This is a genomic window from Micropruina sonneratiae (assembly GCF_025972045.1).
Taxonomy (GTDB): Bacteria; Actinomycetota; Actinomycetes; order Propionibacteriales; family Propionibacteriaceae; genus Micropruina; species Micropruina sonneratiae.
Window position 1 is genome coordinate 676875 of the sequence record NZ_JAPDHX010000001.1, and the last position, 13070, is coordinate 689944.

General features: G+C 71.5%; 15 protein-coding genes. 4 read left to right on the forward strand and 11 right to left on the reverse strand.

The features are described 5' to 3' along the window. The first annotated feature begins 35 nt into the window (after nucleotides 1-35). The gene (locus OIE40_RS03275) at nucleotides 36-941 is read left to right on the forward strand and encodes a sulfotransferase family protein (RefSeq protein ID WP_264700034.1); all 906 of its coding nucleotides are present in this window, start codon (nucleotides 36-38) and stop codon (nucleotides 939-941) included. On the opposite strand, the gene OIE40_RS03280 is transcribed toward OIE40_RS03275, so the two are convergent. From OIE40_RS03280 to OIE40_RS03295, 4 genes are all read right to left on the reverse strand, one after another. Then, entirely contained in the window at nucleotides 878-1483 is a 606-nt protein-coding gene (locus OIE40_RS03280; RefSeq protein WP_264700036.1) for a uridine kinase, read from the reverse strand. The genes OIE40_RS03275 and OIE40_RS03280 overlap by 64 nt on opposite strands. A gap of 164 nt (nucleotides 1484-1647) precedes the next feature. Then, nucleotides 1648-2022: an HsmA family protein gene (locus OIE40_RS03285; RefSeq protein WP_264700037.1), complete on the reverse strand. Its 375-nt coding sequence runs from the start codon at nucleotides 2020-2022 to the stop codon at nucleotides 1648-1650. Beyond that, nucleotides 2019-3563, reverse strand: coding sequence for an MFS transporter (locus OIE40_RS03290; RefSeq protein ID WP_264700038.1), 1545 nt, complete (start codon nucleotides 3561-3563; stop codon nucleotides 2019-2021). Before OIE40_RS03290 ends, OIE40_RS03285 begins: the two co-directional genes overlap by 4 nt. Next, nucleotides 3563-4063, reverse strand: a complete 501-nt coding sequence (locus tag OIE40_RS03295; RefSeq protein ID WP_264700040.1) for a DUF2871 domain-containing protein — start codon at nucleotides 4061-4063, stop codon at nucleotides 3563-3565. Before OIE40_RS03295 ends, OIE40_RS03290 begins: the two co-directional genes overlap by 1 nt. A 112-nt stretch (nucleotides 4064-4175) precedes the next feature. On the opposite strand from OIE40_RS03295, the gene OIE40_RS03300 reads away from it, so the two are divergent. Continuing rightward, nucleotides 4176-4775: a TetR/AcrR family transcriptional regulator gene (locus OIE40_RS03300; RefSeq protein WP_264700042.1), complete on the forward strand. Its 600-nt coding sequence runs from the start codon at nucleotides 4176-4178 to the stop codon at nucleotides 4773-4775. Between the two features lie 78 nt (nucleotides 4776-4853). Continuing rightward, a complete protein-coding gene (locus OIE40_RS03305; protein ID WP_264700044.1) occupies nucleotides 4854-5045 on the forward strand; it encodes a hypothetical protein in 192 nt (63 codons plus the stop codon). Nucleotides 5046-5073: 28 nt separating this feature from the next. Here OIE40_RS03305 and OIE40_RS03310 read toward each other — a convergent pair whose 3' ends face one another. The 4 genes from OIE40_RS03310 to OIE40_RS03325 all read right to left on the reverse strand — a co-directional run bounded on the left by OIE40_RS03310 (nucleotide 5074) and on the right by OIE40_RS03325 (nucleotide 8412). Beyond that, the gene (locus OIE40_RS03310; RefSeq protein WP_264700046.1) at nucleotides 5074-6744 is read right to left on the reverse strand and encodes a phospho-sugar mutase; all 1671 of its coding nucleotides are present in this window, start codon (nucleotides 6742-6744) and stop codon (nucleotides 5074-5076) included. Then, a complete protein-coding gene (locus tag OIE40_RS03315; RefSeq protein WP_264700048.1) occupies nucleotides 6741-7532 on the reverse strand; it encodes a purine-nucleoside phosphorylase in 792 nt (263 codons plus the stop codon). Before OIE40_RS03315 ends, OIE40_RS03310 begins: the two co-directional genes overlap by 4 nt. A 67-nt stretch (nucleotides 7533-7599) precedes the next feature. Further along, nucleotides 7600-7929: a hypothetical protein gene (locus tag OIE40_RS03320; RefSeq protein WP_264700050.1), complete on the reverse strand. Its 330-nt coding sequence runs from the start codon at nucleotides 7927-7929 to the stop codon at nucleotides 7600-7602. A 51-nt stretch (nucleotides 7930-7980) separates the two neighbouring features. Further along, complete coding sequence (locus tag OIE40_RS03325; protein WP_264700052.1) at nucleotides 7981-8412, reverse strand: hypothetical protein; 432 nt, start codon at nucleotides 8410-8412, stop codon at nucleotides 7981-7983. 66 nt (nucleotides 8413-8478) lie between these two features. Here OIE40_RS03325 and OIE40_RS03330 point away from each other — a divergent pair, with 66 nt between their 5' ends. Next, nucleotides 8479-9888 (forward strand): NAD(P)H-quinone dehydrogenase, encoded by a 1410-nt coding sequence (locus OIE40_RS03330; RefSeq protein WP_264700054.1) that lies wholly within the window; start codon nucleotides 8479-8481, stop codon nucleotides 9886-9888. A gap of 18 nt (nucleotides 9889-9906) precedes the next feature. Here OIE40_RS03330 and OIE40_RS03335 read toward each other — a convergent pair whose 3' ends face one another. The 3 genes from OIE40_RS03335 to OIE40_RS03345 form a co-directional block, all read right to left on the reverse strand. Then, complete coding sequence (locus tag OIE40_RS03335; RefSeq protein ID WP_264700055.1) at nucleotides 9907-10584, reverse strand: hypothetical protein; 678 nt, start codon at nucleotides 10582-10584, stop codon at nucleotides 9907-9909. A gap of 11 nt (nucleotides 10585-10595) precedes the next feature. Further along, complete coding sequence (locus OIE40_RS03340) at nucleotides 10596-11234, reverse strand: hypothetical protein (protein ID WP_264700057.1); 639 nt, start codon at nucleotides 11232-11234, stop codon at nucleotides 10596-10598. A gap of 76 nt (nucleotides 11235-11310) precedes the next feature. Beyond that, nucleotides 11311-13068: an acetyl/propionyl/methylcrotonyl-CoA carboxylase subunit alpha gene (locus OIE40_RS03345; protein WP_264700058.1), complete on the reverse strand. Its 1758-nt coding sequence runs from the start codon at nucleotides 13066-13068 to the stop codon at nucleotides 11311-11313. Between the last annotated feature and the right edge of the window lie 2 nt (nucleotides 13069-13070).

The following is a 13070-nucleotide window of genomic DNA, read 5'->3' on the forward strand; positions in this document are numbered from 1 at the left end:
CCGGGTGTTCTCGTCGCCGGGTTAGCGTGCCCGTCATGGGATCGAGATGGCGCTCCACGGTGCAGAATCTGCTGGAGTCGTGGACCGGCTACCGGTTGATGCGTCCGCGTGGCAACGACGAGGTCCGGCGTGGGCTCGCCCGGGCGCCGCTGCACCCCGAGATCGACCGGCTGGTGCCCGAACCGGTGTTCCTGTTGTCGTCGGTGCGCTCGGGCTCGACCCTCCTGCGCGCCGTGCTGAACTCGCACAGCCAGCTGCACTCGCCGCACGAGACGCACTTCCGTCGGCTGCAGGTCGTGCCGACGACCCCACCCGCGTACCAGGCGCTGGAGGTCGACGGGTTGCGGGTCGTCGACGTCGAGCACCTGCTGTGGGACCGGATGCTGCACCGCAGCCTGCAGCTGTCCGGCAAGCGGGTACTGGTCGAGAAGACGCCCAGCAACGTGTTCGTGGCCGACCGGCTCGCGACGGCGTGGCCCCGGGCGCGGTTCATCTTCCTGCTGCGGCACCCGTTGGCCATCGCGCGGTCGTGGCACGCCGCCGACCCGAACCGGCGTCCGATGGTGCGGGCCGTGCCCCACACGTTGGCGTTCATGCAGCAGCTGGAGTCCGCGCGACAGCGCCACCCGGGCGTCACCGTCCGCTACGAGGAGTTGACCGCCGACCCCGAGACGGTCACCCGGCGGCTGTGCGACTTCGTGGGCGTCGACTGGGAGGCCGCCATGCTCGACTACGGCCGCGTCGATCATGGCGAGTGGCGCGCCGGCATCGGGGACTGGAGTGAACGGATCCGCTCGGGCCGCATCCAGCAACCGCGGGCGCTGCCTGATCCCGACGAGATCCCGGACTCTCTGCGACCGATCGCCAGGGCGTGGGGCTACCTGCCGGAGGACGACGCGGGCGCCGTCAGGCCGCCCAGCCGGGCCTCGGCGTCCGCGTAACTCAGCGCCTCGAACCCGTTGGCGAGCGCCTTGCGCCGCAGCGCCCCCTGCGCCCGCCACAGCGCGAGGCCACGACGCACCAGCACCCAGGGCGACTTCCGCTTCTGTCTCAGGTCGCGGCGCAGCCGGTACCAGGCGACCAGGGCTCCCGGCCGGTCCAGGTAGAGGCCGGACGCCTCCAGGCCGGCCGCGCGGGCGAGTGGCAGCGCCTCGATCGCGAAGATGCCCTCGGCCAGCACCACTGGCGCGTCCTCGGGGACGACCAGTTCCTTCTCGCCGATCTTGCGCGATTCCGGGATGGAGTAGTCGGGGGTGTGGGTGCGAGAGGTGGCGAGCAGTTCGCTCAGCGCCTCGACGGCGGCTGCGCCGTTCCAGGTGGCCGGGTCGTCCCAGTCGGGGATGCCCAACGTCTGCGGCAGGCCCGGGTGGTCGGCGTCGTGGTAGAAGTCGTCGAGGCGGACCTGGGGGAGACCGGAGCGCAGCACCAGCCGGCTCTTGCCGCTGCCGGACGGCCCGGCCACGAACACCAGGCGTCGGTCCATGAGCCCGCAGTGTAGCGAGGCGATGGCGGTGCGGCGGTCAGCTTCGGGCATGAGGGCAATGCGTCGAGTGGGCTGCTCCAAGTCGAGCGCGGGGCTCGTGCCGGCGACCATGTCGACAAGGTGCCGGCGAGGTCCCGAGGTGGAGCGACCAGCGTGCAGTTCGGTCAGCCGGTCATGGCGGATGCGGCGCCGACGATGTAGGGGATCAGCCACAGGATCCACACGGCGATGCTGAAGCGGTGGAACGTTTGCTTCTCGTCGGCACGGTTGCGGATCAGGACGACGATGGCCCAGACCAGGTGGATGGCCATCAATGCGATGGCGGCGGTGCCGCTGACGGCCATCAGCGAGGAGAGGCCGCTGGCCTGGATGTTCTCCATTCGGCGATCCGCGGCGATCTGGGTCATCAGAAGGGTGCCGGTGGCGTCGGCTGACAGGCCGAGGCCGAAGAAGGCGGCGTGCCAGGGTTTGAGGATGCCCTGGATGCGCTCGGCCCAGATGCCGATGGAGTAGAAGACGAGGGCGAGGGTGATGATCACGATGGCTGCAACGAGCAAGGCTTCCCCTGAGGATTGGACGCCGGCTGGCGTCGGCTGGCGCGATCGAGCGCGATGGATGTGAGGGTGGCGGTGAGGAGGACGGCGACCGCGACCCAGATCGCAGAGGCGCTGGCGCCGGCGAATTGGAGGGGGCCGCTGAACGAGGTCGAGTTGGTGACGCCGGCGTTGAGGGCGGCGCCGCCGACGGCGGTGCCCAGAGCGGCGCCAAGTTGACGCACTGTGCTCTGGGTGGCCGACCCGCTGCCGGACTGGTCGGTGGGCACGTCGCGCAGAGTGGTGGAGGTGAGTTGAGCCGAGGCCAGGCCAAGACCCAGCCCGTACGGGATGAGCGTCACGGCAACCGCCCAGCCGGGTCCGTTCGCTGCGGCGACGAGCGCGGTGGCGGATGCGCCCACGACCTCGAGGACGAGGCCGAGGATCACGACCCGGGTCGGGCCGAAGTGGGCGGCCAGGTGGCGGGCGGCTGCCCCGGATGCGAACGCTCCGGCTGCCATGCCCGCCAGTACCAGGCCTGTGGTCAGGGTGTTCATCGCGAGCGAGGTGACCAGGAACAGCGGCAGGACGAACAGCAGGGCGAACTCGCCGACGGCCACAAGGCCGGCGGTGGTGTTGCCGAGGCGGAAGGTGAGCAGCCGGAACAGCCGAAGGTCGAGCACGGTGGCACGTCCGCTGCGTTGGCGCCGGGACTCCACGGTCACGAAGAGGGTCAGCAGGAGGGTCCCCGCCGCCAGGGCGACCGGTACGGCCGAGACGGGGGCGTCGACCGGCCAGGCCAGCCCGAACACCGTCAACGGCTCCTGCGGCGTCCACCAGCCCAGCGAGCTGCTCTCGATCAGACCGAACACGATCAGGCCGAGCCCGGCGGCACTGAGCAGCGTTCCGGGCACATCGACCTGGCCCTCGTCGCTGGTGCCGCGCGTGTCCGGCACCAGTCGTGCCGCCGCGATGGTTACGGTGATGCCGATCGGCACGTTCACCCAGAAGATCAGCTGCCAGCTCGCCACATGGGTGAGGAAACCGCCCAGCAGTGGCCCGAGAGCGGCCGCCCCGGACATCACCGCTCCCCACACACCGAACGCGGCGGCCCGGTCGCGACCGCGGAAGGTCGCGTTGACCGTGGACAGGGTGGACGGCAGCACCATGGCGCCGCCGACGCCCTGCACGGCGCGCCCGAGCAGGAGCGCCGTCACCCCACCCGCGAGCGCGGCCACGACGCTGCCCAGCACGAACACAGTCACGCCGACCAGCAGCAGCCGGCGGCGCCCCCATCGGTCGCCCAGCCGACCCGCCGCGAGCAGCAGTGCCGCAAAGACCACCGAGTAGAGGCCGTTCACCCATTGCGCGTCGGTCAGGTCGAGGCCGAGGTCGGCGATGATCGACGGCAGCACGACGCTGACGATGGTGCCGTCCAGCACGATCGTGCCCAGCGCCGCCGCCAACACCCACAAACTCGCCCAGGCCCTCCGGCCGACGGCCGGTTCCTCGCCCAGCACCGGCCGTGCTTCGTCGGCCGCATTCACTACAGTGACGCGGTTGCGACGGCCGGCTCCTGGGCGTGACGGACGCGTCGTCCCAGCACCAGGAACAACAGGACGAACCCGATGGTCAGCACGATGTGGCCGAGTCCGGAGACTCCGGCCAGTGCCGGCGATTCGGCGACGGCAGGCGCGATCACCTGCAGGGTGCCCTTCACCGCCATGCCACCTGCGGTCAGGACGAGCCCGACGTTCCAGAGCCAGACGAACCAGCCGAAGCGTCTGTCCTCACCCAACTGATAGACCCGCTTGAGGACGAGCAGCAGCAGGCCCACCACAGTGCCCAGCACCAGCGTGTGGGTATGCACCACGGCGAGTTGGGTGAACCCGCTGAACCCACTCGATCGGGTCAACTCCCGATACGCCAGACCGCTGGCCAACCCGACCGCGGTCCATAGCGCAGACAGACGAAACAGAACCAGGTCTGCCTTCTTCACAACCAACCTCCACGTATTGCGACACGATGTCTCGAACATGAGCAGCATACGTTGGGGACAGGGCGTCCGCAACTTGCGGACGCCGACGTCGCCAACACGGAGGCTGAGGTAGGCTCCCTCTCATCGGGCATGGCCCATCGAGCGGTGGAGGGAGCATCGGATGCCCAAGATCGCCGCGCCGACCGTCGCCGAGCACCGAGCAATGATCCGGGCGCGACTGATCGACGCGGCCGAAGCTGTACTGCGGGACCCCGCTGGCCAGCTCACCGCGGGCGCGGTCACCTCGGCGGCCGGCATCGCCCGCAACAGCATCTACCGCTACGTGGACTCGGTCGAAGACCTGCGCGCCCTTGTCGTTGACCGCTACCTGCCCGAGTGGCTGAACGCGGTGGCGGAGGCCCTGGAGGACGCCCATACCCCCGGGGACCGCGTGGTGGCCTGGGTCAGGGTCAACCTCGAACAGGCAGCCGCCACCGGCCACGGTTGGCTGATGGAGGCAGCTCGGAGCCAGTCACCGAACGCCGAGATGGACGAAAGCGTCGCCGAAGCCCACGCCGGCTTACGCAACACGCTCGCCGACTCGTGGGCCGATCTCCTCCGCCCTCACCCCGAACGCATCCCCATCGCGGCGGGCCTGACGGTCGCAATTCTCGAGGCAGGCTTCCGTCAGCTTGACCGCCGCCATCCCGCGGACCTGGTCATTCACCTCGGCACGACCGCCGCCCGAGCCCTCGTCGACGCTCTCTCCGGCGACTCCTGATCTGCGCCCCCGGCTCATTGTTGGCTGCTCGGTGGACGGTCGCACTGTTCGGCTCTGGACGGGCAACGACCGCCGCAGGTGGCGTCCGAACAGTGGCTGTTCGGCATGGAGCCGGAACAGGTTCCCGCCGTTCTCGCCGGCCGCGGGCTCAGTCTGGTCGACGACGTCGATGCCGACGAGCTCAGGTCGCGGTATGTCGAACCACTCGGTCGGCAGCTGGAGATCAACGCCATCGAGCACGCCGCCCTTGCCGTTGTCAGGCGTCCGTGATGCCGAGCGGACGCGGCGTGCCGCGCTGCTACAGGGCCAGCGCACGGGCCACCTCGGCGCGCAGCCTCGCCATCAGTGCGGACGCCTCGGCGCGGGCCACCGCCAGGTCGCCGGCACCGGGCGGCAGCCTCACCTGCAGGTAGCACTTCAGCTTCGGCTCGGTACCGGAGGGCCGCACCACGGCCCGGACCCGCTCACCGGTGAACACCAGGCCGTCGGTGGGGGGCAGCTGCGCGGTCCCGGCCGCCAGATCGACGACGTCGACCCGCTCGCCGGCCAGGAGGCCTGGGGGAGTGGCGCGCAGCCGTGCCATGGCGTCGGCGATCAGGGACACCTCCTCCACCCGGTAGCTGAGCGGTTCGGTCAGGCAGACGCCGTGGTCGCGGGCCAACTGGTCGAGCAGGTCGGCGACGCTGCGGCCCTCGGCCTTGAGCCGCGCGACCAGCGCCAACACCCGCAGCAGGGCGGTGATGCCGTCCTTGTCGGCGACGGCGCCCGGGTCGGTGCAGTAGCCGAGCGCCTCCTCGTAGCCGAACGCCAGGCCCGGCACCCGGGCGATCCACTTGAACCCGGTGAGGGTGGGCGTGAACGGCTGGCCGTGTGCGGCGGCCAGGTCGGCCAGCAGGGTGGATGACACCACCGAGCAGGCGTACGTGCCCCGCACTCCCGCGTCCAGGGAGGCGGTCGCCAGCAGCCAGCCGAGCTCGTCGCCGGACAGCATCCGCCAGTGTCCGTCGACCGGGCAGGCCAGCGCGCAACGGTCGGCGTCGGGGTCGTTGGCCAGTGCGACGTCGGCGCCCAGCTCGAGCGCCTTCGCCAACGCGAGGTCGATGGCGCCCGGCTCCTCCGGATTCGGGAAGGCGACGGTCGGGAAGGCCGGGTCGGGTTCGGCCTGGGCGCCCACCTGGTGCGGGGCGGGGAAGCCGGCGGCCTCGGCGGCCCGCGCGACTACGGCGCCCCCGACCCCGTGCAGTGCGGTGTGCACCCAGACCACCTCGCGGGGGGCGTCCGGGTCGACGAGCGTGACGGCACGGGCCAGGTAGGCCTGCACCAGTTCGTCGCCGACCACGTCGACCGAGTCGCCGCGTGGCAGGTCGGCCAGCGGTCGCTCGGACGCCGCCGCGATCTGGCTGGCGATGTCGGCGTCGGCCGGCGGGATGATCTGCGAGCCGTCACCCAGGTACACCTTGTAGCCGTTGTCCTGGGGCGGGTTGTGCGAGGCCGTGACGATCACCCCCGCCACGCAGCCGAGATGCCGGATGCCGAAGGCGACCACCGGGGTGGGTTGGTGCTGGGCGCACAGCAGCGGCCGCAGCCCGGCGCCGGCCAGGATCTCGGCGGTGTCACGGGCAAACACGTCGGAGTTGTAGCGGGCGTCGTAGCCCACGATGACCCGGCCACCGGAGTGCCCCGCCGCGACCAGGTAGCCGGCCAGGCCGGCCGCCGCCCTGGTCACCACCACCCGATTCATCCGGTTCGGCCCCGGCCCGAGTGCCCCCCGCAGGCCGGCCGTGCCGAAGGTGAGCGTGCCGGTGAACGCATCGGCCAGTTCGGACCGGGCCGACGGGTCGCCGTCGCGGGCGCGGTCGCGCAGGTTGGTCAGCGCCAACTGGGTGGCCGGGTCGGGATCTTCCGCCAGCCAGGAGTCGACGGCGTCCTCGAGCGCGTCGCCCAGGGAATGGTGCAGTTCGCCGGTCACAGTCGCTCCAGCAGGCCGGCGAGCAGGCCGCGCAGCCGCGGCTGGGCGGCCAGCCCCGCTTCGACCACCTCGGCGTGGGAGAGCGGCTCGGCGGCGATCCCGGCGGCGGCATTGGTGACCAGCGAGATGCCCAGCACGCGTAGTCCGGCCTCACGGGCCGCGATGGCCTCCAGCGCGGTCGACATGCCGACCAGGGTGCCGCCGATCGCCCGCGCCATCGCCACCTCGGCCGGTGTCTCGTAGGAGGGGCCGTGGAACTGGCAGTAGACACCGTCGGCGAGGCTCGGGTCGACCTCGCGGGCCAGCGCCCGCAGCGCGGGGTCGTAGACCGCCGTCAGGTCGACGAAACGTGGGCCGACCAGGGGAGTCGCCCCGGTCAGGTTGATGTGGTCGGCGATCAGCACCGGCTCGCCCGGTGGGTGTGAGATGCCGCCGCAGCCGTTGGTCAGCACCACCGTCGTCGCACCGGCCGCGGCCGCGGTGCGGACGCCGTGCACCACCGGCGCCACTCCGCGTCCCTCGTAGAGGTGGGTGCGGCCGGTGAAGATCGCCGCGATCGACCCGGACGTCGTCCCGACCAGCCGCAGCACGCCCCCGTGCCCGGCGACCACGGGCGCGGAGAAGCCCGGCAGTTCGTCCAGGGGGCACTCGTCGATGGGTTCACCGAGGCCGTCGGCGGCCTGGGCCCAGCCGGAGCCCAGCACCAGCGCAACGTCGAAGCCCGGGATGCCGAAGCGGCTGCGCAGGGCGTCCGCCGCCTGCCGGGCCACCAGGTAGGGGTCGTCCATGCGGTGACCTTAGCGTCGCCGACCGACGTTCGTGGCCAGGCCCCCGAACACACCCACCGACGGCGGGTCAGTCGCTGCTCGGGGCCTCGCCCTGGCGGCGCAGGTAGTCGCGGTCGAAGAAGCGGGGCAGGTCGTCACCTGGGCCGTCGCCCTCGTCGGCGACCGCCCAGTCGTCATCCCCGGCGCCGCCGTCGGGGCTGTCGTCCCACGCCGACGGGTCGAAGGACCGGGACTGCTCCAGCATCGAGCGCCGCAGCACCTGCGGGGGGCCCTCGTCGGGCTCGGGCTCGGACGCGGTGTCGGGGAAGCCCTCCTGGAGCAACTGCTTGCGCCGGCGGGTCAGCCACCACACCCCCGCCGCGACCAGGACGCCCAGAACGATCAGCACCGGCTCCATGACGTCATCATGACAGCAGGAGCCCGGGATGGCCCGAACCGGCGAGGTCGCTCAGTCGTCCTCGTCCTCGTCGTCGACCGGACGCAGGGCGAAGGTTCGAGTGCTTTCGGAGCGGCGCGGCAACTGGCCCACCAGCCACAACAGCGCGAAACCCAGGGTCAGCCACATCAGCGCCTGTCCGAGCGGCAGCAGCTCCACCAGGCCGGTGACGATGCCGAGCGCCATCAGCGCCACGCCCAGCAGCGCCGCGACCGCGGTCACTCCGAGCACGATCCGGGTGGCTGGGCTCAGCGCCGGCAGCCGTCCCGCCAGGTGCACCACGCCCAGCGCCAGGGCGCCGGATAGCGGCACCGAGTACAGCTGCAGCAGCCGCTGCTGCAGCAACGTCTGCTCGGGCAGCCCGAATGCGATCATCAGCACCGCGGCCAGTACGAGAACCCCGCTGAGTGCTGCGACGGTGATGCTGGAGCGGTCGGTGGGCACCCGGTGAGGCTACCCGTCCCGCCGGGGAACCCACGCCCGTAACACCGGGATGCGAGAATGCGGCCTGTGACGGACGTGGTGATCATCGGCGGTGGACCGGGCGGCTACGAAGCGGCGCTGGTGGCCGGTCAGCTCGGCGGAAACGTGACGCTGATCGAACGACGCGGCGTGGGCGGGTCGGCCGTGCTGACCGACGTGGTGCCGTCCAAGACGCTGATCGCGACCGCCGAGGTGATGACGACGCTGCGCGGCGCCCATGAGCTCGGCCTGCGGCTCGACGGCGAACGACACCTCGATGAGGCGTTCAGCGTCGACCTGGCCGCGGTCAACGATCGGGTGCTGAAGCTGGCCGCGGCCCAGTCCAGCGACATCGGCGGACGCCTCGAGGCCGAGGGCGTCCGGCTCATCGAAGGCACGGGACGCCTCGACGGCACCGAGCACGTGATCGCCGGCACGGCCGACGGCACGGAGCGGCTACCAGCCGACATCATCCTGATCGCCACCGGCACCACGCCGCGCGAACTGCCCACCGCCCAACCCGACGGTGAACGGATTCTCACCTGGACCCAGCTGTACAACCTGCGTGAGCTTCCCGAGCGGCTGATCGTGGTCGGGTCCGGTGTCACCGGGGCGGAGTTCGCCAGCGCCTACCACGCCCTGGGCGCCGACGTGGTGCTGGTCAGTTCCCGGCACCAGGTGCTGCCCGGCGAGGACGACGACGCGGCCCGGGTCGTCCAGCAGGTGTTCGAGCGCAGCGGGATGACCATCTTGTCCAAGTCGCGGGCGCAGGCGGCCCGGGTGGTCGGCGACGAGGTGGTGGTCGAACTGGCCGACGGCCGGACGGTCACCGGCTCGCACTGCCTGATGGCGGTCGGCTCGATCCCCAACACCAGCGGGCTCGGCTTGGCCGAGGCCGGCGTCCGCTGCAACGACGCGGGCTACGTGACCGTCGACAAGGTGTCGCGCACCACCGCCCGTGGCGTCTACGCCGCCGGTGACTGCACCGGGGTGTTCGCGCTGGCGTCGGTGGCGGCGATGCAGGGCCGGATAGCCATGTGGCACTCGTTGGGCGACGCCGTCGGTCCGCTCGACCTGCGCACGGTGGCCGCCAACGTGTTCACCGCACCCGAGATCGCCACGGTCGGCGTGAGCCAGGCGGAGGTCGCTTCGGGTCTGGCCAACGCCCACGCCGTGATGCTGCCGCTGAACACCAACGCCCGCGCCAAGATGCGGGGCATCAACGACGGCTTCGTGAAGATCTTCTGCCTGCCCACCACCGGCATCGTCATCGGCGGCGTGGTGGTCGCACCGATCGCCAGTGAGCTGATCGAGGGCCTGTCGCTGGCGGTGCGGGAGAAGCTGACCGTCGACCAGGTCGCACAGAGCTTCACCGTCTACCCGTCGCTGACCGGCTCCATCGCCGAGGCAGCCCGCCGGCTGCACGGCCGCTCGGCCGCTCAGGCCGTCTCGTACTGAGCCGCGCAACCCCGTCGCTCAGTCGACGCGCAGGCCGTCCAGGCTCGCAGCGATCGTGTCGGCCAGCTCCGGCGCCGAGTTGGGCAGGTAGCTGAGGTAGGCGTAGCTGGCATCGCCCACCTGGACGATCACGACCGTCTGCACCTCGGCGTTCGCCCGCACCCCCGGCACGGTGAAGGTCAGGTCGGTGACCCGGATCCAGGCGTCGTGGCCGTCGACCTCGGTGGCCTCGTCGCGGCGCACCTGCGGGTGGTAGTCGATGCCGCGCCAGGTGATCGACAGCGAGCACTGCGACACGACCTCGGCGCCGCTCTGACCGCCCCACGCGCCGTCGCCGGAACTCATCCGGGCCAGCGTCACGACGGCGTCCCACCCCATCGAGGTGCTGGAGCCCGGTTCGACGTTCGCGCTCTGTGAGCCGAGCAGGTTGGCGAACGGCACGTACTCGTGGTTGGACACCGGACCGAACGGCGCCGCGGCCGCCGGGTACGACATCGCCCCGACGCGGACGCGGCCGGCGGCCAGGACGGGGGTGGGGGATGCCGAGGTGGGTCGTTCGAAGGCGGGGCACGGGAAGCCGGCCACCGTCGTGGAGGTGGTGTCGGGCGGTGTGGTGCGGCCGCCGCCGTCGGTGCAGCCGACAAGCGACGAGGACGTCACCAGCAGCGCGAGCAGGCCCAACAGACCGCCACGCATGCCGCCTCCGATCAAGCGTTCCCGGACTGGATGTCTGCGATCAGCCTGCTGCCGTGCCACGACTTGAAGTAGCCGCGCGCCCAGCCCGCGTAGCCCGGCCCGCCCTCCCAGTACGGCACCCGCCGGTCGTCGCACTCCACCGTCCGGATGTAGGGGTCGGCGCCGGCCTCGATCCGGCCCGCGTCGGCGGCGCAGGCGGGAACGTTGCGGTGCTGCCAGGCGATGTTGCGCGCCGAAGGCCCGTGGCCGGGGTTGAAGAAGCAAGGCGGACGCCGCGACGGCATCGGCTCGCCGGCGGCTCGGGCCACCAGGCGCGCGGTCGTCCAGCGCGCCTCCTCGAGGATCTCGGTGACCAGGCACAGGTCGTCGGGAAGCTGAGCCTCGGCCAGCGCCGCCACCGCCCGCTGGTGCAGGCTGACGGCCCGGTCGTACTCGTCGCCGCACCCGGCATCGACCTCGGCGCCGCCGGCCAGCCGACCGAGCTCCTCACCGAAAGCGCTCACATCGGCCTCGGCCGCCTGCTTGGCCAAGGTGAGCTGACGCTGCTGCTCGGCCCTGACCCGGCGTCCCTGCAGGGCCTTGCGCCGAGCGATCACGACGAAGGCCGTGGCCACGGTGGCCACGATCAGCACGACGCCGAGATAGTCCATCTCGACATTGTGCACACAGATGCTGGCATGTCACCAAGAAAATTCGATGAATTTCGTCCCTTGCGACATAAGAACCTCATTCGATGCTGCAGAGTACGGCGCCGCTGGTCACCGTTGCGCCGGCTTCGGCCTTCAGGTTGGTGACCGTTCCGGAGCGGTGCGCGGCGATCGGCTGCTCCATCTTCATCGCCTCCAGCACGACCACCAGATCGCCCTCGGCTACCTGGTCGCCCTCGGCGACCGCGACCCGGACGATCGTGCCCTGCATGGGGGCGGTCAGGTCCGCCGAGGCGGGCGCCGTCGCCTTCGAGCCGCCGCCGCGACGGGCCGTCCGGGCCGGTTGACCGGACGCCTTGCGCGGTGCGGCGAGCAGGTCGGCCGGCAGCCGAACCTCGAGCCTGCGTCCGTCGACCTCGACCACGAAGCTCTGCCTGCCGGTGGTCTCGGTGGCCTCGGCGGAGTCGGTGTAGGGGGCGATCTCGCCGTCGAACTCGGTTTCGATCCACCGGGTGTGGACGCCGAACTCGCCGTCGGCGGCCACGAAGGCGGGCTGGTCGAGCACGGCGGCGTGGAACGGCAGCACCGACGGCATGCCCTCGAGCACCGTCTCGGCCAGGGCGCGGCGGGACCGCTGCAGCGCCTGCTGCCGATCGGCCCCGGTGACGATGATCTTGGCGACCAGCGAGTCGAACGCGCCGGGCACGGTCATCCCGGCCAGATATCCTTCGTCGACCCGGACGCCCGGGCCCGTGGGGGGACGCCACTGGGTGAGGGTGCCCGGGGCGGGCATGAAGTTGCGCCCGGCGTCCTCGGCGTTGACCCGGAACTCGAACGAATGGCCGCGGCTCACCGGGTCGTCGTAGCCGAGCTCCTCGCCGGCCGCGATCCGGAACATCTCGCGGACCAGGTCGAGACCGGTCACCTCCTCCGACACCGGATGCTCGACCTGCAGCCGGGTGTTCACCTCGAGGAAGCTGATCGTGCCGTCGAGCCCGACCAGGAACTCACAGGTGCCCGCGCCCACATAGCCGGCCTCGTGCAGGATCGCCTTGCTGGAGTCGTAGAGCCGCCGCACCTGGTCCTCGCTCAGGTAGGGGGCGGGCGCCTCCTCGACGAGCTTCTGGTGCCTGCGCTGCAGTGAACAGTCCCGGGTCGAGACCACAACCACGTTGCCGTGCGAATCGGCCAGGCATTGCGTCTCGACGTGCCGTGGCTTGTCCAGGTAGCGCTCGACGAAGCACTCGCCGCGGCCGAAGGCGGTGACCGCCTCACGGGTCGCCGATTCGAACAGCTCGGGCACCTCGGCGAGCGTGCGGGCCACCTTCAGCCCGCGCCCCCCACCGCCGTAGGCGGCTTTGATGGCGATCGGCAGGCCGTGCTCCTTGGCGAAGGCGACGACCTCGTCGGCGTCCGCGACCGGGTCGGCGGTTCCCGGCACCAGCGGCGCCCCCACCTTCGCGGCGATGTGCCGGGCCTGGACCTTGTCGCCGAGCGCCTCGATCGCCTGCGGCGGCGGGCCGATCCAGGTCAGTCCGGCGTCCAGCACGGCCTGGGCGAAGCCGGCGTTCTCGGCGAGGAATCCGTAGCCGGGGTGCACCGCCTCGGCGCCGGCCTTCTCGGCGACGGCCAGGATCTTGTCGATGTCGAGATAGGTCTCGGCGGGGGTGCTGCCCCCCAGGGCGAACGCCTCGTCGGCGAGCGTGACGAACAACGCGTCGGCGTCGCTGTCGGCGTAGCAGGCGACGCTGCCGATGCCGGCGTCGGCGGCGGCGCGGATCACCCGCACGGCTATCTCGCCCCGGTTGGCCACCAGGACCTTCGAAAACCCAGCCATCT